At 59.9% G+C, this 22063-nt stretch carries 23 protein-coding genes and 1 riboswitch; of the genes, 14 read left to right on the forward strand and 9 right to left on the reverse strand.

What is annotated here, in order from left to right:
- Positions 1–7: 7 nt before the first annotated feature.
- Positions 8–589 (reverse strand): RNA polymerase sigma factor RpoE/AlgU, encoded by a 582-nt coding sequence (gene rpoE, locus PSH88_RS23615; RefSeq protein WP_003172477.1) that lies wholly within the window; start codon positions 587–589, stop codon positions 8–10.
- Positions 590–1145: 556 nt separating this feature from the next.
- Here rpoE and nadB point away from each other — a divergent pair.
- Positions 1146–2762: an L-aspartate oxidase gene (gene nadB / locus PSH88_RS23620; RefSeq protein ID WP_305422974.1), complete on the forward strand. Its 1617-nt coding sequence runs from the start codon at positions 1146–1148 to the stop codon at positions 2760–2762.
- On the opposite strand, the gene PSH88_RS23625 is transcribed toward nadB, so the two are convergent.
- Both PSH88_RS23625 and PSH88_RS23630 read right to left on the reverse strand, forming a co-directional pair.
- Positions 2731–3183, reverse strand: a complete 453-nt coding sequence (locus tag PSH88_RS23625) for a protein YgfX (protein WP_305422976.1) — start codon at positions 3181–3183, stop codon at positions 2731–2733. The two genes, nadB and PSH88_RS23625, sit on opposite strands and share 32 nt — an antisense overlap.
- Entirely contained in the window at positions 3167–3421 is a 255-nt protein-coding gene (locus tag PSH88_RS23630; protein ID WP_217856610.1) for an FAD assembly factor SdhE, read from the reverse strand. The genes PSH88_RS23625 and PSH88_RS23630 overlap by 17 nt, the downstream gene beginning before the upstream one ends.
- 148 nt (positions 3422–3569) lie before the next feature.
- Here PSH88_RS23630 and ygfZ point away from each other — a divergent pair, with 148 nt between their 5' ends.
- Both ygfZ and PSH88_RS23640 read left to right on the forward strand, forming a co-directional pair.
- Positions 3570–4511 (forward strand): CAF17-like 4Fe-4S cluster assembly/insertion protein YgfZ, encoded by a 942-nt coding sequence (ygfZ, locus tag PSH88_RS23635; RefSeq protein WP_305422978.1) that lies wholly within the window; start codon positions 3570–3572, stop codon positions 4509–4511.
- A 34-nt stretch (positions 4512–4545) separates the two neighbouring features.
- Positions 4546–5367 (forward strand): HDOD domain-containing protein, encoded by an 822-nt coding sequence (locus tag PSH88_RS23640; RefSeq protein ID WP_305422980.1) that lies wholly within the window; start codon positions 4546–4548, stop codon positions 5365–5367.
- Positions 5368–5486: 119 nt separating this feature from the next.
- Here the strand turns inward: PSH88_RS23640 and PSH88_RS23645 are convergent, their stop codons facing one another.
- Complete coding sequence (locus PSH88_RS23645; protein ID WP_305422982.1) at positions 5487–6875, reverse strand: sensor histidine kinase; 1389 nt, start codon at positions 6873–6875, stop codon at positions 5487–5489.
- Entirely contained in the window at positions 6868–7539 is a 672-nt protein-coding gene (locus PSH88_RS23650; protein ID WP_007898613.1) for a response regulator, read from the reverse strand. The genes PSH88_RS23645 and PSH88_RS23650 overlap by 8 nt, the downstream gene beginning before the upstream one ends.
- Positions 7540–7773: 234 nt before the next feature.
- Here PSH88_RS23650 and PSH88_RS23655 point away from each other — a divergent pair, with 234 nt between their 5' ends.
- The 5 genes from PSH88_RS23655 to PSH88_RS23675 are packed head-to-tail and all read left to right on the forward strand — an operon-like array spanning position 7774 to position 13149.
- Complete coding sequence (locus PSH88_RS23655; protein WP_305422983.1) at positions 7774–9066, forward strand: OprD family porin; 1293 nt, start codon at positions 7774–7776, stop codon at positions 9064–9066.
- 39 nt (positions 9067–9105) lie between these two features.
- Positions 9106–10083 carry a Bug family tripartite tricarboxylate transporter substrate binding protein gene (locus PSH88_RS23660; protein WP_305422984.1) on the forward strand — a complete coding sequence of 326 codons (978 nt, stop codon included), beginning with the start codon at positions 9106–9108 and terminating at the stop codon, positions 10081–10083.
- Positions 10084–10141: 58 nt separating this feature from the next.
- Positions 10142–10600: a tripartite tricarboxylate transporter TctB family protein gene (locus PSH88_RS23665; protein ID WP_305422985.1), complete on the forward strand. Its 459-nt coding sequence runs from the start codon at positions 10142–10144 to the stop codon at positions 10598–10600.
- 1 nt (position 10601) lies between these two features.
- A complete protein-coding gene (locus tag PSH88_RS23670; protein WP_019580849.1) occupies positions 10602–12116 on the forward strand; it encodes a tripartite tricarboxylate transporter permease in 1515 nt (504 codons plus the stop codon).
- Positions 12109–13149: an AbrB family transcriptional regulator gene (locus PSH88_RS23675; RefSeq protein WP_305422987.1), complete on the forward strand. Its 1041-nt coding sequence runs from the start codon at positions 12109–12111 to the stop codon at positions 13147–13149. Before PSH88_RS23670 ends, PSH88_RS23675 begins: the two co-directional genes overlap by 8 nt.
- A 181-nt stretch (positions 13150–13330) precedes the next feature.
- Here PSH88_RS23675 and PSH88_RS23680 read toward each other — a convergent pair whose 3' ends face one another.
- Together PSH88_RS23680 and ung are read right to left on the reverse strand one after the other, a co-directional pair.
- A complete protein-coding gene (locus tag PSH88_RS23680; RefSeq protein WP_305483395.1) occupies positions 13331–14257 on the reverse strand; it encodes an IS110 family transposase in 927 nt (308 codons plus the stop codon).
- Positions 14258–14507: 250 nt separating this feature from the next.
- Positions 14508–15200, reverse strand: a complete 693-nt coding sequence (gene ung, locus PSH88_RS23685) for a uracil-DNA glycosylase (protein WP_258620509.1) — start codon at positions 15198–15200, stop codon at positions 14508–14510.
- A 132-nt stretch (positions 15201–15332) separates the two neighbouring features.
- Here ung and PSH88_RS23690 point away from each other — a divergent pair, with 132 nt between their 5' ends.
- Positions 15333–16445 (forward strand): enoyl-CoA hydratase/isomerase family protein, encoded by a 1113-nt coding sequence (locus tag PSH88_RS23690; protein ID WP_305422988.1) that lies wholly within the window; start codon positions 15333–15335, stop codon positions 16443–16445.
- A gap of 54 nt (positions 16446–16499) precedes the next feature.
- On the opposite strand, the gene PSH88_RS23695 is transcribed toward PSH88_RS23690, so the two are convergent.
- Both PSH88_RS23695 and PSH88_RS23700 read right to left on the reverse strand, forming a co-directional pair.
- A complete protein-coding gene (locus tag PSH88_RS23695; protein WP_305422989.1) occupies positions 16500–17000 on the reverse strand; it encodes a hypothetical protein in 501 nt (166 codons plus the stop codon).
- Between the two features lie 212 nt (positions 17001–17212).
- Positions 17213–17449 carry a hypothetical protein gene (locus tag PSH88_RS23700; protein WP_305422991.1) on the reverse strand — a complete coding sequence of 79 codons (237 nt, stop codon included), beginning with the start codon at positions 17447–17449 and terminating at the stop codon, positions 17213–17215.
- 284 nt (positions 17450–17733) lie between these two features.
- A riboswitch (guanidine-I (ykkC/yxkD leader) is annotated at positions 17734–17834 on the forward strand.
- A 62-nt stretch (positions 17835–17896) separates the two neighbouring features.
- Here PSH88_RS23700 and PSH88_RS23705 point away from each other — a divergent pair.
- Genes PSH88_RS23705 through PSH88_RS23725 form a run of 5 tightly spaced genes read left to right on the forward strand, consistent with a single transcriptional unit; the run spans position 17897 to position 21973 of the window.
- A complete protein-coding gene (locus PSH88_RS23705; protein WP_305422992.1) occupies positions 17897–18964 on the forward strand; it encodes a putative urea ABC transporter substrate-binding protein in 1068 nt (355 codons plus the stop codon).
- Positions 18965–18981: 17 nt separating this feature from the next.
- A complete protein-coding gene (locus PSH88_RS23710) occupies positions 18982–19797 on the forward strand; it encodes an ABC transporter permease (RefSeq protein ID WP_305422993.1) in 816 nt (271 codons plus the stop codon).
- Entirely contained in the window at positions 19794–20582 is a 789-nt protein-coding gene (locus PSH88_RS23715; RefSeq protein WP_305422995.1) for an ABC transporter ATP-binding protein, read from the forward strand. The genes PSH88_RS23710 and PSH88_RS23715 overlap by 4 nt, the downstream gene beginning before the upstream one ends.
- Positions 20583–20594: 12 nt before the next feature.
- Positions 20595–21320, forward strand: coding sequence for an urea amidolyase associated protein UAAP1 (locus PSH88_RS23720; RefSeq protein ID WP_305422996.1), 726 nt, complete (start codon positions 20595–20597; stop codon positions 21318–21320).
- 11 nt (positions 21321–21331) lie between these two features.
- Entirely contained in the window at positions 21332–21973 is a 642-nt protein-coding gene (locus PSH88_RS23725) for an urea amidolyase associated protein UAAP2 (RefSeq protein ID WP_305422998.1), read from the forward strand.
- Positions 21974–22063 lie beyond the last annotated feature (90 nt).

Genomic DNA, 22063 nt, shown 5'->3' on the forward strand with positions numbered 1-22063 from the left:
CGCTGTCTCAGTTTTCCTGCAACAACGGCTGCAGGGCTTTATCGATGGCCTCCCGGGCGCGGAAAATCCGGGAGCGCACGGTACCCACCGGACACTGCATGACGCTGGCAATGTCCTCGTAACTCAGACCATCGAATTCACGTAAAGTTAAAGCCGTACGCAAATCTTCTGGCAGTTGCTGAATGGTTCGATGGACGGTGCCTTCGATCTCATCCCGCAGCAATGCACGTTCTGGCGACTCGAGATCCTTGAGGCCATGATCGCCATCGTAGAACTCTGCATCCTCGGAACTGACATCGCTATCCGGCGGCCGACGGCCGCGTGAAACCAGATAGTTTTTCGCCGTGTTGATGGCGATACGGTAAAGCCACGTATAAAACGCGCTGTCTCCGCGAAAATTACCAAGTGCACGGTACGCCTTGATAAAGGCTTCCTGTGCGACATCCTGGGCTTCATGGGTGTCGTGCACGAAACGCACGATCAACCCGAGAATTTTGTGCTGGTATTTCAGCACTAGCAGATCGAAAGCTCGCTTGTCGCCGCGTTGAACGCGCTCGACCAGCTGCTGATCCTCTTCCTGGGTTAGCATGAACACTCCTCGATAAGCTCGAAGGAGGCTTGCATTACTGAACGACCAGACTTGCAAACATAGACTCGGGCTTTTCGCAAAAGTTCTCCCCCTCCAAGCAAGTTTCCTGCGGGCTCTGATTTGGCACGCACGAAAAGCGCAGCGCGGGATAACCCGGCTGCGCGAATAATCTTGTCACCGGATTCGCCAGCAAGGACCCAACCGCAAGTCCCGCACCGAAACCGACACTGTCCCTTGTTTCAGGCAACCGTCTATTGATCTTGAGCCTTTGGCAAAAGTTCCATATTTATAGCTGCCCGAAACCGACATTGTGCAACTGTGAAGAGAAAAAGACTGTTAAATCCACGATACAGTCGCCTTGTCGCCGACGCCCTCAAAAAACTTCCGACGAAGCGTCCAGCCTTTTCCGTCACAGTAGTTTCACAATGCCATGTGAGCCCGGCTATTGTGCCGCTCCCCCCCTCTATATACTAGTGGGCTGTGTGGCTGTCTTGACTCGCCAATCCAGCTGTCTTGCGCCAACCCCGTCCCGGGTCGCTTTGAGCGGAATCCTGAAATGAGCCAACAGTTTCAACACGATGTTCTGGTAATTGGCAGCGGTGCTGCCGGCTTGAGCCTTGCGCTGACCTTGCCCGGTCATTTGCGCATCGCCGTATTGAGCAAAGGCGACCTCGCCAATGGCTCAACCTTCTGGGCCCAGGGCGGTGTCGCCGCCGTTCTGGATGACACCGATACTGTCGAATCCCACGTCGAGGACACCCTCAACGCTGGCGGTGGCCTGTGCCATGAAGACGCCGTGCGCTTTACCGTCGAGCACAGCAGAGAAGCGATTCAATGGCTGATCGATCAAGGCGTACCCTTTACCCGCGATGAACAGTCTGGCACCGAAGACGGTGGTTTCGAGTTTCACCTGACCCGCGAAGGCGGTCACAGCCATCGGCGCATCATCCACGCTGCCGATGCGACGGGCGCGGCGATCTTCAGAACCCTGCTCGATCAGGCCAAGCAGCGTCCCAACATCGAACTGCTGGAGCAGCGAGTCGCGGTCGACCTGATCACCCAAAAGCGCCTGGGCCTTGAAGGCGATCGTTGCCTTGGCGCCTATGTGCTCAACCGCGGCACCGGTGAAGTCGATACCTATGGCGCGCGCTTCGTGATCCTTGCTTCGGGTGGCGCGGCAAAAGTCTACCTCTATACCAGCAACCCCGACGGTGCCTGCGGTGATGGCATCGCCATGGCCTGGCGTTCGGGCTGCCGGGTGGCGAATCTGGAGTTCAACCAGTTCCATCCCACCTGCCTTTATCACCCGCAAGCCAAGAGTTTCCTGATCACCGAAGCCCTGCGTGGCGAAGGCGGACACCTGAAGCTGCCCAACGGTGAACGCTTCATGCAGCGCTTCGACCCACGGGCGGAGTTGGCACCACGGGACATCGTCGCCCGCGCCATCGACCATGAGATGAAGCGTCTGGGTATCGACTGCGTCTATCTGGACATCAGCCACAAGCCCGAAGATTTCATCAAGACGCACTTCCCGACGGTCTATGAGCGCTGCCTGGAATTCTCCATCGACATCACTAAACAACCGATCCCGGTGGTGCCGGCGGCGCACTACACCTGCGGCGGCGTGATGGTCGACCAGCGAGGCCGCACTGACGTGCCGGGCCTGTATGCGATTGGCGAAACGAGCTTCACCGGCCTGCATGGCGCCAACCGCATGGCCAGCAATTCCCTGCTGGAATGTTTCGTTTACGCCCGCTCGGCGGCGACGGACATTCTTGAGCAGCTGCCAGAAGTGTCGATTCCGACCGCCCTGCCCGTTTGGGATGCGAGTCAGGTCACCGATTCTGACGAAGACGTGATCATTGCGCACAACTGGGACGAACTGCGGCGATTCATGTGGGACTACGTCGGCATCGTGCGCACCAACAAGCGCCTGCAACGGGCTCAGCACCGGGTGCGTCTGCTGTTGGACGAAATCGACGAGTTCTACAGCAACTACAAGGTCAGCCGGGATTTGATCGAATTGCGCAACCTGGCGCAGGTCGCCGAGCTGATGATCCAGTCAGCCATGGAACGCAAGGAAAGTCGCGGCCTGCACTACACCCTCGACTACCCGAACATGCTGCCGGTCGCCCTGGACACTATTCTGGTGCCGCCCACCTACGCCGACTGAACTTGAGCCGGACCCGCAGGCGTCGGTGCACATCCGCCGCCTGCGAATCCCGCGGCACACAGATCGCCCTGACCCGTCGCTCATCGCGCAGACGAAAACGCAGTACCACAATCAATGGCAACGCCAGGCTGTCCGGCCGTAGCTGTACGGGTTGCCAACCTTGCGCCTGACTCCACAACTGCCAGCCATCGGCATCGCGACGCAAGCCGCGAAAGGCCTGTGGGTGTGTCAGCAGAATCTGTCGCGGCAATACCCAAATGCTGTGAGCCACGCACAACATAACGCCGAGCAAGCTGGCCCAGAGCGGTATCGAGAGAAGAAACAGCGAGCCCAACGCGAACAGCTGGGCGAGAAGATAGGCCGCCAGCAACTGCCGTGAGGCATGCCAGCGGCATTCGAACGCGTTACTTGGGCTGGACACGATCCAGGATCATGCGAACCATGCGCTGCAGCTCCGGATCTTCCGATTCGGCGCGTTCCATGAACCAGCCGAACATGTCCTGATCCTCACACGTCAGCAGACGGACGTATAAATCGCGATCCACCTGATTGAGGTGCGGATAAACCTCTTTCACAAACGGCACCAGCAACACGTCAAGCTCAAGCATGCCGCGGCGACTGTGCCAGTAGAGGCGATTCAGTTCAACTTGTTCGACCATGGAGCGCTCCTCAAATAGGCGGCAAGTATACAGCCCCGGGCCTGCTCGAACAGTCGGCTTTGGTCGCCCTCCACGAACCTTTGTGAACTACCCATTTCAAGGGCGCCCCCTTATGATGTCCTTCGGACTCTTTACCCTGCGATGACCCATGGCCGATTCTGCTTTTTTTTGCACCCTGTCTCACGAAGGCGTTCTCGCGGTACGCGGCGCGGATGCCAGCAAATTCCTGCAAGGCCAATTGACTTGCAACCTTAATTACCTGAGCGACACCCAGGCCAGCCTTGGCGCGCGCTGCACGCAGAAAGGCCGGATGCAGTCGAGTTTCCGCATTCTGCTGGAAGGCGACGGTGTACTCATGGCGATGGCCAGCGAACTGCTGGAGCCGCAACTGGCGGACCTGAAAAAGTACGCGGTGTTCTCCAAATCGAAACTGACCGATGAAAGTGCCGGCTGGGTTCGTTTTGGCCTTGAGCAGGGCGATGCAGCACTGGTCAGCCTGGGCCTGGCACTGCCGGCCGACACTGATAGCGTCGTGCGCAACGAAGGCCTGATCGCCCTTCGCGTCTCGTCTGACCGCGCTGAACTCTGGGTGGGCGCCGATCAAGCCGACACCGTCAAGGGCAAGCTGTCCGCCCTGTTGGCCGAAGGCGATCTGAATCAATGGCTGCTGGGCCAGATCCGCGCCGGGATCGGTCAGGTCATGCCGAGCACCCGCGAGCTGTTCATCCCGCAGATGCTCAATCTGCAAGCCGTCGGTGGCGTGAGCTTCAAGAAAGGCTGCTACACCGGCCAGGAAATCGTCGCACGCATGCAGTACCTGGGCAAACTCAAGCGCCGGTTGTATCGCCTGCAACTGGAGGCTGGCGAATTACCGGAGCCCGGTACCCAATTGTTCTCCCCGACCCACGGCAGCTCTATCGGTGAAGTGGTGCTAGCCGCCCGCGCCGAGCAAAACATTGAACTCCTTGCCGTGCTGCAAGCCGAAGCTGCAGAAGATGGCAACCTGCACCTTGGCGCACTCGAAGGTCCGGGCCTGCATCTGCTCGACCTGCCTTACCAACTGGATCGCGATCGCGAAATCCAGCGTTAATAGCAGCACTTGTCGCAACACCTAGAGAAAAGAAATGAGCGAGCTGGCGGATAAGGTCCAACAGGATTTGGTTGAGGCCATCGATAACGATGACCTGGTTCTGCCAACGTTACCGGAAGTGGCCCTGCAGATTCGCAAGGCCGCCGAAGACCCGGAAATCAGTGTCAGCACACTGAGTAAAGTGATTGGCCGCGATACCGCGCTGTCGGCGCGCCTGATCAAAGTGGTCAATAGCCCGTTGCTGCGCGCGACCCAGGAAGTGACTGACTTGCACACGGCCATCACCCGGCTGGGTGTCAATTACAGCAGCAACCTGGCCATCGGCCTGGTGATGGAACAGATCTTCAACGCCCGTTCCGAAGTGGTGGAACAGAAAATGCGCGAGGTCTGGCGCAAAAGCCTGGAAATCGCCGGCGTCAGTTACGCGTTGTGCCGCAGCTATACGCAGCTCAAGCCTGATCAGGCGGCGCTCGGCGGGCTCGTGCATCAGATTGGCGTGCTGCCGATCCTGACCTACGCCGAAGATCACTATGAATTGTTATCGGACCCGGTCAGCCTCAACCATGTGATCGACCGGATTCATCCGCTGCTCGGCGATAAATTGCTCAGGGTCTGGGAGTTTCCGGAAATGCTGGTGCAATTGCCGGGGCTGTATCTGGATTTCAAGCGGCAATCGGAGCGGGTCGACTATGTCGATCTGGTGCAAGTGGCCAGCCTGTACTGTCACAAGGACACCGATCATCCACTGGCTCGTATCGACCCCTTCAGTGTGCCGGCCTTCAAGAAGCTGGGGATCGATCCGGAGAACGAGGCGATGTGCAAGGATCTGGAAGGTTCGCGGTCGATGTTTTACTGATTTCTGTGGCGAGGGAGCTTGCTCCCGCTGGGCTGCGAAGCGGCCCCACTCTCTACCTAAAAAGAAAGGGACTGCTGCGCAGTCCAACGGGAGCAAGCCCCCTCGCCACAGGGCGGTGCTCACTCACCTGCAATAAAACTCACCCGCACCTTCAGCCCCGCCCGCTCGCCATCGTGCAGGCTGATCTGCGCCAGATGGGCGCGGCAGATTTCACCGACAATCGCCAGGCCCAACCCTGAGCCAGCCACCTGCTGGTTGCGCCGGTAAAAACGCTCGAACACCCGATCCCGCTCTTCAAGAGGAATTCCCGGGCCATCGTCTTCGACCTCCAGCACCGCCGGTGCCATGACCCGCAGGATCACATTGCCGCCCGGTGGCGTGTGGGCCAGCGCGTTGTCCACCAGGTTGCTCAACAGTTCATTCAACAACGTCGGTTCGCCGCGCAGCCACACCGGTTCGTCGGCTTCCAGCGCCAGCGCCACGCCACGTGCATGGGCCAACGGCGCCATGGCCATGCCCAGTTCACGGGCCAGCTGACTGAGGTCGAGCAACTGCGCACCGCCCTCGGCGATGGCTCGGGCACCATTCTCGACCCGTGCCAGCGAGAGCAATTGATTCGCCAGGTGGGTCAGGCGATCCGTACCCTGGGCGGCCGTTTCCAGGGTGCTGCGCCAGATTTCGGGTTCGCTCGAGCGTAAGCCCAGTTCGAGACGTGCCTTGAGCGCCGCCAGCGGCGTGCGCAGTTCATGGGCGGCATCGGCGATGAATTGCGCCTGGCGCTCGAACTGCCCGCGCAAACGCTCGGTAAAGTGATTGAGCGCGCGCACCAGCGGCCCCAGCTCGTGCTGCACTTCCACCAGCGGCAAGGGCCGCAAGTCATCGGGTTGACGCTCTTCCACCGCGGTGCGCAAGCGCTCCAGTGGACGCAGCGCCGCACTGACCGCAAACCACACCAGCAGCAACGCACCGATTGCCAGCATGCCCAGACGCAACAACGTATCGGCCATCAGGCTGCGAGCCATACGGACCCGTGCCTCATCGGTTTCCGCCACGCGGATTTCCGCCATGCCGTTCATGTTCGGTTCGCTGACCGCTTTGAGCAGGCTGACCACCCGCACGTTTTGCCCTTGATAAGTGGCGTTATAAAAACGCGCCAGCGCTGGATAGTCATCGGTGCGCGGTGTTCCCGGCGGCGGTGCCGGCAGGTTTTCGTAGCCCGAGATCAACTTCTGATTGATGTCATTGACCAGGTAAAAAATTCGCCCGGCGCTGTCGTAGGCGAACGTGTCCAGGGCCACGTAGGGCACGTTGGCGCTGAGGCTGCCGTCGCGCTGGGACAAGCCGGCGGCGATGGTCCGGGCGGAGGCCAGCAAGGTCCTGTCATAAGCGGTGTCGGCGGCTTCGCGACCATTCCAATAGGCGCTCAAACCACTGGCGAGCATCAACACCACCAGCAGCAGCGCGAGGTTCCACAGCAACCGCCACCGCAGGCTGCTGAGCTTATGCATCGCGGCTTTCCAGCAGATAGCCAAGGCCGCGAAAGGTCACGATGGCCACCGGTTGGCCGTCGAGTTTCTTGCGCAAGCGGTGGACGTAGATTTCGATGGCATCGGGACTGGCCTCCTCGTCCAGGCCGAAGACCTGGGCGGCCAGTTGCTCCTTGCTCATCACTCGACCGGGACGGGCGATCAGGGCCTCGAGCACCGCCTGTTCGCGAGAGGTCAGGGTCAGCAATTCTTCGCCGAGGGTGAAGCGCCGTGTGTCCAGGTCGTAGGCCAGCACGCCACAACGCTGCTGGCGTTCACCGCCGAGCACACTGCGGCGCAGCAAGGCTTTTACCCGGGCTTCGAGCTCGGTCAGCTCGAAAGGTTTGGCCAGGTAATCGTCAGCCCCAAGGTTCAGGCCGTGAACCCGATCCTTGACGTCGCTGCGGGCGGTCAGCATCAGCACCGGCAGGTTCTTGCCCCGGGCCCGCAGGCGCGCCAGCACTTCGAAGCCATCCATGCGCGGCAGGCCGACATCGAGGATCGCCACGGCGTATTCCTCGCTGCTCAAGGCCAGGTCGGCCGCCACACCGTCGTGCAACACATCCACGGTCAGCCCGGTGCTCTTGAGCGCCTGAGCGACACTTTCGGCAAGCTGCAGATGGTCTTCAACGAGCAGAACACGCATGGATCTTTACCTCATTCAGGGATGGTCGACGCCATTCTTTGGCGCGGAGTTTACAGCCGCATCCGTCGCTGTGAAGCGCGAAAACAGTGAAAGTCAGCTGAAAGGTTAGCGAAAGGTTGGCCGGTTAGAGTCCAGCCACGGACAGTTTCGACTGCCGTTGCCAGTGCCCATAGCAGTACGAGAAACGCCTCGAAGCGTTTTCGCCAATAAGAACAATAAACGGAGTACGTCACCATGCTGTCCATGCAGCTTCAGGCTCACCCGCCTGCTCGTTTTTCCCGTCTCAGCCAGACCGCCCTTGTCAGCGCCGCCGCCCTCGCCGGCTTTTCGCCGTTGAGCCAGGCTGCCTTCTTCGAAGACAGTACGGCAACCTTCGAAACCCGCAACATGTATTTCAACCGCGACTTTCGCGACGGCACCAGCGCCCAGCAATCCAAGCGGGACGAATGGGCCCAGGGGTTCATGCTCAATCTGCAATCGGGTTACACCGACGGCACTGTGGGGTTCGGTGTCGATGCGCTGGGTATGCTGGGGGTAAAACTCGATTCGAGTCCGGATCGCACCGGCACCGGCCTGCTGCCGACCCATGACGACGGGCGCGCGGCGGACGAGTATTCCAAGCTCGGCCTGACCGGCAAAGTGAAGATCTCCGTCACGGAACTGAAAATCGGCAGCCTGATTCCGGAACTGCCGATCCTCAAGCCCAACGACGGGCGCATTCTGCCGCAGACCTTTGAAGGCGGTTTGCTGACCTCCAAAGAGATCAAGAACCTGACCTTCACCGGCGGGCGTCTGGAGAAAGCCAAGGACCGCGACAGTACCGACTTCGAGGACATCGCCCTCAACAACAAGAACAGCCGCTTCGCCGGCACCGTGGCCGGCAAGCATTTTGACTTTGGCGGCGTGGACTACAAGTTCGCCGACAAGATCACCGGCAGCTACCACTTCGCCCAACTCGATGAAGTCTACAACCAGCACTTCCTCGGCGTTGTCGCGTCGCAACCGTTCGGCCCCGGCACGTTCGGCACCGATCTGCGATTGGCCATCAGTGACGACGAAGGCGCAGCACGGGGCGGCAAGATCGACAACAAATCCCTGAACGGGATGGTGAGCTATGCCTTGAGCGGGCATAAATTCAGCGCCGGTTATCAGCACATGTCGGGGGACAGTGCCTTCCCCTACGTCGATGGCAGCGATCCGTACCTGGTCAACTTCGTGCAGATCAATGACTTTGCCGGTGCCGAAGAACGTTCCTGGCAGGCACGTTACGACTATGACTTCGCCAAACTCGGCATTCCGGGCCTGAGCTTCATGAGCCGTTACCTGAGCGGTGACAACATCAAGCTCAAGAACGGCGACGAAGGCAAAGAGTGGGAACGCAACACCGAGATCAAATACGTCGTACAAAGCGGCACCCTGAAAGACGTCGCCGTACGCCTGCGCAATGCCACCTACCGTTCCAACTACTCCGCTCGCGATGCCGATGAAGTGCGTCTGCTGGTGAGCTATAGCGTTGCCCTTTGGTAAACATCACGTCCAATAACAATAATGCCCGTGGAGACTCAAATGAACTTATCACTGCGTAAAGTTGCTCTAGCCGCCAGCTGTGTGCTGTTTGCCAGCCAATTGATGGCCGAACCCAAGCGCCCGGAATGCATCGCCCCGGCCTCGCCAGGCGGCGGTTTCGACCTGACCTGTAAACTGGCGCAAAGCGCGCTGGTGAACGAAAAACTGTTGACCAAACCGATGCGCGTGACCTACATGCCCGGCGGTGTCGGCGCGGTGGCGTACAACGCAGTGGTCGCCCAGCGTCCGGCCGACGCCGGCACGCTGGTGGCGTGGTCCAGCGGTTCGCTGCTGAACCTGGCGCAAGGCAAATTCGGTCGTTTCGATGAAACCAACGTCCGCTGGCTCGCCGCCGTCGGCACCAGTTATGGCGCCATCGCGGTGAAAAGCGATTCGCCTTACAAGACCCTGGACGATCTGGTTCAGGCCCTGAAGAAAGATCCGAGCAAAGTGGTGATCGGTTCCGGCGGCACCGTCGGCAGCCAGGACTGGATGCAGACCGCATTGATCGCCAAGGCGGCCGGGATCAATCCCCGTGACCTGCGTTACGTCGCTCTCGAAGGCGGTGGTGAAATTGCCACCGCCCTGCTCGGTGGCCACATCCAGGTCGGCAGCACCGACATCTCCGACTCCATGCCACACATTCAGAGTGGCGACATGCGTCTGCTGGCGGTGTTCTCCGAGAAGCGTCTGGACGAGCCGGAAATGAAAGACATTCCGACGGCTAAAGAGCAAGGCTACGACATCGTCTGGCCGGTGGTTCGCGGTTTCTACCTCGGGCCAAAAGTCAGCGACGAAGACTACGCCTGGTGGAAAGACGCCTTCGACAAACTGCTGGCTTCCGAGGATTTCGCCAAACTGCGCGACCAGCGTGAACTGTTCCCGTTCGCCATGACCGGCCAAGAGCTGGACACCTACGTGAAGAAGCAGGTCGCGGACTACAAAGTGCTGGCCAAAGAGTTCGGCCTGATCCAGTGATCGCCTCTGTCTAGCGGCTGCGGCCCCGGTTCTCGGGGTCGTGGCCCAGGAGTTCCTCATGCTCATACAACGCATTTTTGCTTCGGTGCTGTTGCTGGCCTGTGTCGGCCTGGCGCTGATGGCGTGGCCGTATCAAGCGGCTTTTTCCTACGAACCGGTCGGCCCTCGCGCCTTCCCTCTGCTGATGCTCGGCCTGATGGGCCTGGCCTTGCTGTACATGGTATTTCGGCCGGCGCCGATCGTGCACAGCGATGACGACCCGAAACTGGACCGCGAAACCCTGATCAAAATCGGCATCTGCGTGCTGCTGTTGCTGGTGTTCGCCGGGGCCTTCGAACCCCTTGGTTTCATCGTCGCCAGCATTCTGATCGGGGTCCCGATGGCACGCCTGTATGGCGGCCGCTGGCTGCCCAGCGCGGTGATCATCAGCCTGATGGCCATCGGTCTTTATCTGCTGTTCGACAAGTTGATGGACGTGCCACTGCCGTTGGGCGTGCTCGACGTTCTGGAGAACTGATATGGATACTCTTGGCTATTTGGGTCAGGGCTTCGGCGTCGCGCTGAGCCCGTACAACCTGGTGACCGCATTGTGCGGCACCTTGATCGGCACCGTCGTCGGGCTGTTGCCGGGACTGGGGCCGATCAACGGCGTGGCGTTGCTGATTCCCATCGCGTTCGCCCTCGGCCTGCCACCGGAGTCGGCGCTGATCCTGCTGGCGGCGGTGTACCTGGGTTGCGAATACGGCGGCCGGATCAGCTCGATCCTGCTGAACATTCCGGGCGAAGCCTCCACCGTCATGACCACCCTCGACGGTTACCCGATGGCCCGCAAGGGTCTGGCCGGTGTAGCGCTGTCACTGTCGGCGTGGAGTTCGTTCATCGGTGCCTTCATCGCGACTTGCGGCATGGTGCTGTTCGCCCCGCTGCTGGCGAAATGGGCGATTGCCTTCGGTCCGGCGGAGTATTTCGTGCTGATGGTGTTTGCGATCGTCTGTCTCGGCGGCATGGCCGGCGACCGACCGCTCAAGACCTTCATTGCAGCGCTGATCGGTCTGTTTCTGTCGAGCGTCGGGATCGACGCCAACAGCGGCGTATACCGTTTCACCGGGGATAACATTCATCTGACGGACGGCATTCAGTTCGTCGTGCTGGTGTTGGGCCTGTTCTCCATCAGCGAAATCCTCCTGCTGCTGGAAAAAACCCACCGGGGCCAGGAAGCGGTGAAAGCCACCGGGCGCATGATGTTCAACTTCAAGGAAGCCTCGGCGGTGTTCGTGGTGAACGTCCGTTGCGGTTTGCTGGGCTTTATCATGGGTGTGTTGCCGGGTGCCGGCGCGACGCTGGCCAGCGCGGTGGCCTACATGACCGAAAAACGTATCGCCGGTGCCAAGGGCACTTTCGGACAAGGCGATATGCGCGGCCTCGCGGCTCCAGAAACCGCTATCGGCGGCGCAGCCTGCGGTGCCCTGGTGCCGATGCTGACCCTCGGTGTTCCAGGTTCGGGTACCACGGCGGTGATGATCGGCGCATTGTCGCTGTACAACATCACCCCGGGTCCGCTGCTGTTCCAGCAACAACCGGACATCGTCTGGGGCCTGATCGCGTCGTTGTTCGTTGCCAACGTGATGCTGGTGATCCTCAACATCCCGATGATCCGCATCTTTACCCGCATCCTCGCCGTGCCAAACTGGGCGCTGGTGCCGGTGATTGCGATCATCACCGGGATCGGTGTCTACGCGGTTCACGCCACAACCTTCGACCTGTTCCTGATGATCGGCATCGGCATCTTCGGCTACATCCTGCGCAAGCTAGACTTCCCGTTGTCGCCAGTGCTGCTGGGCTTCATTCTCGGTGGGTTGATGGAACAGAATCTGCGTCGCGCCCTGTCGATTTCCAACGGTGCACTGGAAATCCTCTGGTCGAGCCCGATCACGTTCGGTTGCTGGGTGCTGACTGCAATCATGCTGCTGATGCCGCTGCTGCGCATCTGGCGCAAACGTTCGGTCGCCCGACGCGCTATCGCCGATGTCTGATCGGCCCCCCTTCAAAAGCTGGTGGGGAACACCGCTGGTCGGTCTGCTGGGCGGTTACCTCGCCAGCCAGATCGGCTGGCCACTGCCGTGGATGGTTGGCTCGTTGCTGGCGATCATCCTGGTGCGCTGTCTGACTCCCTGGCAATTGGCGGAAATCCCTGGCGGCCGCAAGTGCGGCCAGTGGGTTGTCGGCATCGGCATCGGCCTGCACTTCACCCCGGTGGTGATGGAGCAGGTGCTGAGCCACTTCGGTTTGATCTTCTTCGGTGCACTGGTCACCAGCCTGTCCGCGGTGGTCGGGGTCTGGTTGATGCGGCGCACCGGGGAAGATCGCGCCACGGCGTTCTTTTCCAGCATGCCCGGCGGCTCCGGGGAGATGGTCAACCTCGGCGCGCGCAACGGCGCGGTGCTCAGCCGTGTCGCGGCGGGGCAGAGTTTGCGAGTATTGGTGGTGGTGCTGTGTGTGCCGGCGGCGTTCAAGTACCTGTTGGGCGACGGTGCGCCGGTCTTGCATCCAACGACCGTCAACGGGTGGTGGCTGGCCATTCTGTTCCCGGCCGGCGCCCTTGCCGCCTGGATCTGGCAGCGCCTGCGTCAACCCAACCCCTGGCTGTTCGGGCCGTTGTTGGTGACTGCGACGGTGAGCATTGCCTGGGACCTGCACATCGGTCTGCCCAACGGCGGCAGTCAGATTGGCCAGTGGTTGATTGGCAGTGGGTTGGGGTGTCACTTCAATCGGCAGTTCTTCCGGCGGGCACCGTCGTTCATGGGCCGAACCCTGCTGGGCACGGTGTTGACCATGTTGATCGCCACTTTGGCGGCATTGGGGTTGAGTGCGCTGACCCATCTGGATCTGCGCTCGCTGACCTTGGGCATGATGCCCGGCGGGATTGCTGAGATGAGCCTGACGGCGGAGACCCTGCAACTGTCGGTGCCATTGGTGACGGCGATGCAGGTGATGCGGTTGTTGTTTGTATTGTTTCTGGCGGAACCGTTGTTTCGGTATTGGAACCGGGAGCCGGATTCTCCCTGATAGACCGAGTCGCCCTCTTCGCGAGCAAGCCCGCTCCCACATTAGACCGTGTATGCCTGGACAACTCGGTCTAATGTGGGAGCAACTGTCTTGATGTCTTTTATTTTGAAGTTTGATCAAAGGGCAGCCGAACTTCCACAGTCTCAAACCATGTGATTTCCCAAATGAGCAAGCAGTCTGTTTAGGCTGCCTGCTCTCTCCACTCAGTTTGGTCACGGATCATCGCGTTCAGCCTTATCAACAACACCCGCATGCAGGCGATCAGCGCCACTTTCGCGCATTTACCTCTCAGGCGAAGCGCGTCATATCGGGCTTTGAACTCGGGTTGTCGCAAAATCACAGCCCAACTGGCCATGTACATCGCACGTCGCACGGCAAATCGGCCACCGCTTATACGAGGCCCTTCGTGGTTGCCGCTGTCGTCGTTGTAAGGGGCGATCCCTGCCAGTGCTGCGATCTCGTGCCGTCCAACCTCTCCCAGCTCAGGCAGGTAGGCCATGATGCTGGCTGCGGTCACGAGCCCTAGTCCCTTAACCGAGCGCAAGCGGGCAATTTTTTCACTGTCCAGGTCTTTGGCGCTTTGGCAGATCAGCTGTTCTATCGACTTTATTGCCTGATCTAAATAGTCGATATGGCTTTGCAACAAGGGTTTTATCGAGTCGACAGAAGCCGTTTTGATACGCCGCCTGTCGTCACTTTGCTGCTGAACAAAGTTTTCGCGTTGCTGTACCAGCGCACGCAAATTGTCCTGTTCGGCGCTGGTGATACGGCTATCGGCGTCCTTTATAATCGTTGCAAATTCGGCGAGAAGCCGCGCATCTATCGCGTCTGTTTTAGCGCGATAACCCATTGCCTTGGCAAAATCTTTCGCCCGACGAGGATTGATTCGTAAGACGTCAAAGCCGCCCCTTTGAAGCACCTTCATGGGCCCCCGCTCGTAGCCACCGGTGGCTTCCAGTAACACGCGGGTGACTTCGAAGCCTTTTAACCAATCAATCAGCACCGGGAAACCACTGGCGCTGTTCGGAAAACTCGCACCAATGCCTTGCGAATTAATCCAGACTTCCAGACTGTCTTTGGAAACATCAATGCCTGCGCAGGAAAACATGGCTAAACCCTCTTACACTCATAAATGAGAGCGCTCTGGTTGGGCTCCACGCTTGTAATGTTCGAGGTCGGCTCGTTCAACTGTTCGGGCTCAATAACCAGAGTGGAGAGGTGAATGGCAGCATGGGCTCCCACACGTGCTGCTAGCACTCCGGGCGTTCAGCTTGCCACTCACCGCTCTCATCTTCAGTCTAAGTCCTGCGCAAGACACAAGCGGGCTTGCTCGCGAAGGGGCCCTCCCGGCCAACACATCAGACCGCCGGCAACCGCCACTCGATCGGCGTCTCGCCATTCTGCTCCAGAAACTTGTTCGCCCGACTGAAGTGCCCGCATCCGAGGAAGCCGCGATAGGCGGACAGCGGCGACGGATGGACCGAAGTCAGCACCAGGTGTTTGGTGGCGTCGATGAGTTTCTGCTTGCTCTGGGCATGCGCGCCCCATAGCAGGAACACCAGATGTGGCTGATGTTCACTGACCACTTCGATAATGCGGTCGGTAAAATATTGCCAGCCCTTGCCCGCATGGGCGTTGGCATTCGCGCGTTCCACGGTCATGGTGGTGTTGAGCATCAACACGCCCTGCTCTGCCCAACTCTGCAGGTAGCCATGGTTGGGAATGTCGATGTTCAGGTCGCGTTTCAATTCTTTATAGATGTTCACCAGCGACGGCGGTGCCGGCACGCCCGGTTGCACCGAGAAGCACAACCCATGGGCCTGACCCGGGCCGTGGTAAGGGTCTTGACCGAGAATGACCACTTTGACCTTGTCCAGCGGCGTGGAATTGAGCGCGTTGAAAATCATCGGTCCGGGTGGATAGATCTCCTTGCCCGCCGCGCGTTCCTGTTGCAGGAATGTGCGCAACTCTGCCATGTAAGGCTGGTCGAATTCGGCACGCAGTGCCTCCTTCCAGCTCGGTTCGAGTTTGATACGGTCGTCAGCAGTCATGGTTACATCCGGCAAAAACAATGGGGCGAACCCTAGGAAAGCCCATCACGCTTGTCAATTGATCTGACGCAGATCCGGCACTTTCCTATAGAGCGATCATACTGAACGCTCAAATTCCCGATCGAGGTCACGATGAATCTGCACTTCGAAGAACTCACCGGCACCGACGGCGCACGCATCGGCATCGCCAGCCTGGATGCCGAAAAGTCTCTCAACGCCCTCTCCTTGCCGATGATAAACGCCCTGCGCGATCAACTGGACGCCTGGGCCAAGGAGCCACAGATCGTTTGCGTGCTGCTGCGCGGCAATGGCGCCAAGGCTTTTTGTGCCGGCGGCGAAGTACGCAGCCTGGTGGAGGCGTGTCGCGCCCATCCCGGCGAAGTGCCGCCCTTGGCTGCGCACTTCTTTGCAGCAGAATATCGCCTCGACTTCAACCTGCACACCTACCCGAAACCGCTGATCTGCTGGGGTCATGGGTACGTACTGGGCGGTGGCATGGGGCTGCTACAAGGGGCGAGCATTCGGATTGTCACGCCGAGCAGCCGGTTGGCGATGCCGGAGATCGGCATCGGCTTGTACCCGGACGTCGGCGCCAGCTGGTTTCTGTCGCGGTTGCCCGGCAAGCTCGGATTGTTTCTCGGCCTGACCGGCGCCCAGATGAACGGTCGTGATGCGATCGATCTGGACCTCGCCGACCGCTTCCTGCGCGATGATCAACAGCATGAGCTGCTCGAAGGTTTGCTGCAATTGAACTGGCAGGAACAAACAGCCATGCAGCTCAACAGCCTGCTCAAGGCCTTGCAGCAGGAAGCGATTGCGCAGCTGCCCGAAGCCCAGTGGTTGCCTCGACGCGAGCAGATCGACGAACTGCTCGATGTCAGCGACGTTCGATGCGCCTGGAAGGCCATCAGTGCGCTGCGCGATCACCCCGATCTGCTGCTCAGTCGTGCCGCCAAAACCATGACTGAAGGCTCGCCCCTGACCGCTCATCTGGTGTGGGAACAGATCGATCGCGCCCGGCATCTATCGTTGGCTCAAGTTTTTCAGATGGAATACACCATGAGCCTCAACTGCTGCCGTCATCCGGAGTTCAGCGAAGGCGTGCGAGCGCGGTTGATCGACAAGGACCAGAAACCTCACTGGCACTGGCCGGACATCAACAATGTGCCAGAGGCGGCGGTGGAGGCGCATTTCCATAAGGTCTGGGAAGGCCGGCATCCTTTGGCTGACCTGTCGGAGTACTGAGTTTCGGGACACAAAAAAAGCGGCGTTTCATGCGCCGCTTTTTTATTGAGTGGTTTACCGGTGGTTGTCTCGGCCACCCCGATCGCCATCACGGTGATCGCCCCGACCGCCACGATAATCCGACCTGTTGTGGCCTCGATGGTCATCGCCTCGGCCGCCGCGGTGACGGCCATCCCAGCCGCCACGGTCACGACGGTCATGACGGTCCCATCCACGATTCTGATAGACCCGGTAGTCTGCTCGTGGCGCCGACTGGTAATAGCGCGGGGCCGGTTGATAATAACGCGGGGACGGTTGATAAACCCGCGGCTGGTGGTAATAACGCGGCGATGGCTGGTAATACCGTGCAGGCGGTGAGTAATACCTGCGCGGGGCCGAGTAGTAACGACCGTCAGAGTAATAAGACCCGCCACCGGAGTAATACGGCGCTGGGGACGTATAGACCTCGGAACGGTAGTAGCTGGATCCTCCATCGGAATAGGGCACGCACGCACCAAGAGACAATCCCGATAAAACAATCAGCAGAATTTGGCGGAGCTTTTTTTGACAGAGCATGGCGGCCTCCTGGACCGCGAGTGAGCCACACCAGCGACGCTGGCAGGCGACAGTCAATGGTTCGGCGACTGTCGAAATATCAGACAGTGAATTCGGAATCTGGTGCGCTCCCGCAACACGTTGAAACAAGTAGCCGATGAAAGGTTTTTCATCCAGCCTTAAGAAAACGGCGCGTCCGTGAGGCCGGACACGCCGTTGTATCGATGAGCGGATTAACGGTGCCCGCGATGGTGCCCACCATGGTAATGACGGGGCCCACTGAAATAATAATAACGATAACCCCCGTAAAAACGCGGGCCGCCGTAGTAGTAAGGTGAGTAGTAATAACCGGGGTAGTAATAAGGTGTCGGATAGAAATCGCCAGAGCCTGCGTAGTAGTAACAGCCGGACAGACCCAAACCGATAAACACACTGAACAGTAAGCGACGGAGCATTTTTTGACAGAGCATGGAGGCCTCCTGAAAGACCCGCAAACAGCAGTCGACTGACATTTGTTTTGACTTTCAAACCGGCCCCGAGTGCCAGACGGCGTTGACCTTCAGATCAGCGGGCAACCGTCCTTCTACGGTGCATACCCATGCGCCAACGCACCATGAGAAGGCAAGGCGCGCGCCTCCGTTCATCTCCCCCTTCCCCTCCATGCCCCCAGCCAGAGGGCTCAAACCGACTTGGCACGGCTCTCGCTTTATCAAAGACGTGCAGGAGTCATCACAGGTTCGCGGCACCACAATTTGCAATGGCTGACTAGGGTTCCGGCTCGCTTAGGCGAGTGGCTGGTCCGAGAGTTGGCGACCTCCAGTTGAGGTTACACGGCGGGACAAAAGCCCGGGAGACAAGCCACCGTTCGCGGTGCCGCTGCCTTCCTGTCCGCCCTTGATCAACTGGAGAACCACACCATGTCCCGACTTCGTTTACCCGCCCTGCTCGCCGCTGCTTTTGCAGCCCTCGTGAGCGTCTCGTCCCAGGCCGCACAAAAAGACCATTTCAGCGTCTGCTGGACTATTTATGCCGGCTGGATGCCCTGGGAATATGCCGGCAGCCAAGGCATCGTCGACAAATGGGCGAAAAAGTACGGCATCAAAATCGATGTGGTGCAGCTCAACGATTACGTCGAATCCATCAACCAATACACCGCCGGCCAGTTCGACGGCTGCACCATGACCAACATGGATGCGCTGACCATTCCGGCTGCCGGTGGCGTCGATAGCACAGCGCTGATCGTCAGCGACTTCTCCAATGGCAACGACGGCATCGTGCTCAAAGGCGAAGGCAAGAAAGTCGCCGACCTCAAGGGCATGGACGTCAATTTGGTGGAGCTCTCGGTGTCCCACTATCTATTGGCCCGGGCACTCGATTCGGTGGACCTTACCGAGAAAGACCTGAAAGTGGTCAACACCTCCGACGCCGACATCTCGGCCGCCTTCAACACCGACCAGGTCAACGCCGTCACCACCTGGAACCCGATGCTCTCGGACATCAAGGCCAAGCCCGGCGTGACCGAAGTCTTCAACTCCAGCCAGGTTCCCGGCGAAATCATGGACATGATGGTGGTCAACAGCGTCACCCTCAAAGACAACCCGGCCTTGGGCAAAGCCCTGACCGGTGCCTGGTTCGAAGTGGTGGAGTTGATGAACGCCAAAAACGCCGCCAGCAAAGCCGCCCTCGAACACATGGCCAAAGCTTCGGGCACCGACCTGGCCGGTTTCCAGGCGCAACTCGACACCACCAAACTGTTCGCCACACCGAAAGAAGCGCTGGAATTCTCCACCAGCAAGCAACTGCCCGACACCATGCGCAAGGTCGCCGAGTTTTCCTTTCAGCACGGCTTGCTGGGTGAAGGCGCCAAGGACACCAGCGCCATCGGCATGGCCTTCGCCAATGGCGTGACCAGCGGCGACAAGACCAACCTCAAGCTGCGCTTCGACCCCAGCTACGTGCAGATGGCTGCCGACTCCAAGTTGTAATAACGGAGGACTAGGCCATGCGCCTGATCAATCGCCACCCGGATCGCCCAAGTCGCCTGCTATTGGTGATCCTGCCGTTCGCCCTGGTGTTGTTCGCCTACTTCATGGGCTCGGCCGATCGGCTGATGGACAACCCCAACGACAAACTGCTGCCCAGTGCCGTGCAGATGAGCGACGCAGTGAAACGCCTGGCCTTCACGGCCGACACCCGCACCGGTGAATACCTGCTCTGGCAAGACAGCGCCGCCAGCCTGCGACGGCTGGCCATCGGCCTCGGCATCAGTGCGTTGGCCGGGCTGTGCCTGGGCATCGCCGCCGGGACCCTGCCGCTGTTTGGCGCACCGTTGTCGCCGGTACTCACCGTGCTGTCGATGGTGCCGCCGCTGGCGATCCTGCCGATTCTGTTCATCGTGTTCGGGCTGGGGGAGTTGTCGAAAGTGATGCTGATCGTGATTGGTATAACCCCGTGCCTGGCCCGCGATCTGGAGCAGCGCGCCCGGGAAATCCCGGTCGAGTTGCTGATCAAGGCGCAGACGCTTGGCGCGTCGACCTGGACCTTGATGCTGCGCGTGGTGCTGCCGCAATTGTTGCCGCGTCTGTTGATCTCGCTGCGGCTGATGCTGGGTTCGGCGTGGTTGTTCCTGATCGCTGCCGAAGCCATCGCCTCCACCGATGGTCTCGGCTATCGGATTTTCCTGGTGCGCCGCTACCTGGCGATGGACGTGATCCTGCCCTATGTCGTCTGGATCACCCTGCTTGCCTGGCTGATGGATTGGGGCCTGAAACGCCTGACCCAACGGGCGTTCCCTTGGTATGAGGGGGCCCGCGCATGAGCTTCATCACAGTAAAAAACGTCTGGCAGCAATACGCCGATCAGGTCGTGCTCGAGGGTCTGAACCTGAACGTCAACGAAGGTGAGTTCTGCACACTCGTTGGTGCTTCAGGTTGCGGTAAATCGACTTTCCTGCGGCTACTGCTGGGCCAGGAACGGGCCAGTCGCGGTGAGATTCTGTTGGACGGCCAGGCCTTGGCCAGCGAACCGGATGCCAGCCGTGGCGTGGTATTCCAGCGCTACTCGGTGTTCCCGCACCTGAGCGTGCTGGACAACGTCGCCCTCGGCCTCGAACTGCCGCGCTCGCCCCTGCTGGGACGGTTGTTCGGCAGCGCCAAACACGAGGCGCGGGAACAGGCTTCGGTGCTGCTGCACAAAGTCGGTCTCGGTCACTCGCTGGACAAGTACCCGGCCCAGCTCTCCGGCGGTATGCAACAACGGCTGGCAATCGCCCAGGCGCTGATCATGAAGCCGCGCGTGCTGCTGCTCGACGAACCCTTCGGCGCGCTCGATCCGGGCATCCGCAAGGACATGCACGGCTTGCTGCTGGAACTGTGGCGCGAGACACAGCTGACGGTGTTCATGGTCACCCACGACCTCTCCGAAGGTTTCAGCCTCGGCACCCGTTTGCTGGTATTCGACAAGGTCCGCGTCGATCCGCACGCCCCCGGCGCCTATGGCGCACGCATCACCTACGACATCCCTTTGAACAGCGACCGCCGCGCCAATCGCGCCGCCGTCGACGCCCTGCCGGCTCCGTTGGCAGATTCGCTTCGCATCGCTTAGAGGAATCTACACATGACTGATTCGACCCAACTGTTTGCGCCCTTCGCCGAAGAAATGCTCCCCGGCGGCGGCCATCGTTCCTTCGTTCTGAAACGCGGCCAATTGCTGCGCCTGACCGACCTGCGAGGCGGTGCCAACGTCAGCCTGACGCTGCTCAACGCCCATGAAAAAACCGAACGCCTGAACCTGCCCGACAGCCTCAAATGCCAACACACCGCCAAACTCACCACCGGTCATTGCCTGTACTCGGACATGGGCCGCGTATTGGCGGCAATCACTGCCGATACTTGCGGCTGGAGCGACAGCCTCGGCGGCGTGCTGTGCGCTGAAGAGGTCGCGGAAAAATACGGTGCGGGCCGCTATCAGGAACTGCGCAACGGCTTCTTCCGCAACGGCACCGACAACCTGTTGGTGGAGTTGGGCAAGTGGGGGTTGGGCCTGTCCGATCTGTTGATGACCCTCAACCTGTTCAGCCGTGTGAACGTCGATGAGGCCGGGCGTTTCCACTTTGTCGAAGGCCATTCCAAGGCAGGTGACTACATCGAGTTGTACGCACCGATGGACACCCTGGTGGTGCTCACCGCGCTGCAACATCCGATGGACCCGGCGCCTGAGTACGCACCCAAACCGCTGAAGCTCAGCTGGATGAACGCCGATGCGAGTGTTGCCGAACACTGCCGCACCTCGCGCCCGGAAAACGAGCGCGGCTTCATCAACACCGACCGTCTGTTCGCCTGAGGATCGCTGCCATGTCACTCGCTATCGCCACCACTCAACAACTGCCTGAAACCGCGGTGTACCGCGCCACCATCCCCGCCGGCGAACCCTGGCTGATGGAGGTCAAGGCCGGCCAGACCTTGCGCATCCTCGACCTGGAAGGCAATCAGGCCGTGGACACCTTGTTCTACAGCCTGGCCAATCCCAAGGAGCGCTATGACGTACAGCGCACGTTGCGTCGGCAGAACAGCGTCTACCTGAGCACCGGCAGCGTGCTCTATTCCAACCTCGGCAAACCGATGCTGACCATCGTCGCCGACACTTGCGGGCGTCACGACACCCTCGGCGGTGCCTGCGCCCAGGAGAGCAACACCGTGCGTTATGCGCTGGAGAAACGCTACATGCACAGCTGTCGCGACAACTACCTGCGCGCCTGTGTCCACGATGGTCGGCTGGGCAAGGGCGACATCGGGCCGAACATCAACTTCTTCATGAACGTGCCGGTGACGGCCGACGGTGGCTTGACCTTCGAAGACGGGATTTCGGCACCGGGCAAATACGTCGACCTGCGGGCCGAGATGGACGTGATCGTGCTGATCTCCAACTGCCCGCAACTGAACAACCCATGCAACGCCTACAACCCGACTCCTGCGCAGGTGCTGGTATGGAACTGAAATTTCCACGTTTGCGGCGGTGGTTGTTTGCCTTGTGCCAAGCCCGTTCCGGCCAGTGCCTCAAAAAGTAAAAACACCACTAAACCCTGT

This window comes from Pseudomonas wuhanensis (assembly GCF_030687395.1).
In the GTDB taxonomy this organism is placed as follows: Bacteria; Pseudomonadota; Gammaproteobacteria; order Pseudomonadales; family Pseudomonadaceae; genus Aquipseudomonas; species Aquipseudomonas wuhanensis.

Coding starts and splice junctions, on each gene's coding strand:
- PSH88_RS23705 (WP_305422992.1), top strand. CDS start 17,897: ATGTCCCGACTTCGTTTACCCGCCCTGCTCGCCGCTGCTTTTGCAGCC.
- PSH88_RS23680 (WP_305483395.1), bottom strand. CDS start 14,257: ATGTTTTCCTGCGCAGGCATTGATGTTTCCAAAGACAGTCTGGAAGTC.
- PSH88_RS23630 (WP_217856610.1), bottom strand. CDS start 3,421: ATGGTCGAACAAGTTGAACTGAATCGCCTCTACTGGCACAGTCGCCGC.
- PSH88_RS23675 (WP_305422987.1), top strand. CDS start 12,109: ATGTCTGATCGGCCCCCCTTCAAAAGCTGGTGGGGAACACCGCTGGTC.
- PSH88_RS23640 (WP_305422980.1), top strand. CDS start 4,546: ATGAGCGAGCTGGCGGATAAGGTCCAACAGGATTTGGTTGAGGCCATC.
- PSH88_RS23670 (WP_019580849.1), top strand. CDS start 10,602: ATGGATACTCTTGGCTATTTGGGTCAGGGCTTCGGCGTCGCGCTGAGC.
- ygfZ (WP_305422978.1), top strand. CDS start 3,570: ATGGCCGATTCTGCTTTTTTTTGCACCCTGTCTCACGAAGGCGTTCTC.
- PSH88_RS23695 (WP_305422989.1), bottom strand. CDS start 17,000: ATGCTCTGTCAAAAAAAGCTCCGCCAAATTCTGCTGATTGTTTTATCG.
- PSH88_RS23690 (WP_305422988.1), top strand. CDS start 15,333: ATGAATCTGCACTTCGAAGAACTCACCGGCACCGACGGCGCACGCATC.
- PSH88_RS23650 (WP_007898613.1), bottom strand. CDS start 7,539: ATGCGTGTTCTGCTCGTTGAAGACCATCTGCAGCTTGCCGAAAGTGTC.
- nadB (WP_305422974.1), top strand. CDS start 1,146: ATGAGCCAACAGTTTCAACACGATGTTCTGGTAATTGGCAGCGGTGCT.
- PSH88_RS23700 (WP_305422991.1), bottom strand. CDS start 17,449: ATGCTCTGTCAAAAAATGCTCCGTCGCTTACTGTTCAGTGTGTTTATC.
- PSH88_RS23645 (WP_305422982.1), bottom strand. CDS start 6,875: ATGCATAAGCTCAGCAGCCTGCGGTGGCGGTTGCTGTGGAACCTCGCG.
- PSH88_RS23655 (WP_305422983.1), top strand. CDS start 7,774: ATGCTGTCCATGCAGCTTCAGGCTCACCCGCCTGCTCGTTTTTCCCGT.
- PSH88_RS23710 (WP_305422993.1), top strand. CDS start 18,982: ATGCGCCTGATCAATCGCCACCCGGATCGCCCAAGTCGCCTGCTATTG.
- PSH88_RS23725 (WP_305422998.1), top strand. CDS start 21,332: ATGTCACTCGCTATCGCCACCACTCAACAACTGCCTGAAACCGCGGTG.
- PSH88_RS23720 (WP_305422996.1), top strand. CDS start 20,595: ATGACTGATTCGACCCAACTGTTTGCGCCCTTCGCCGAAGAAATGCTC.
- PSH88_RS23660 (WP_305422984.1), top strand. CDS start 9,106: ATGAACTTATCACTGCGTAAAGTTGCTCTAGCCGCCAGCTGTGTGCTG.
- rpoE (WP_003172477.1), bottom strand. CDS start 589: ATGCTAACCCAGGAAGAGGATCAGCAGCTGGTCGAGCGCGTTCAACGC.
- ung (WP_258620509.1), bottom strand. CDS start 15,200: ATGACTGCTGACGACCGTATCAAACTCGAACCGAGCTGGAAGGAGGCA.
- PSH88_RS23715 (WP_305422995.1), top strand. CDS start 19,794: ATGAGCTTCATCACAGTAAAAAACGTCTGGCAGCAATACGCCGATCAG.
- PSH88_RS23665 (WP_305422985.1), top strand. CDS start 10,142: ATGCTCATACAACGCATTTTTGCTTCGGTGCTGTTGCTGGCCTGTGTC.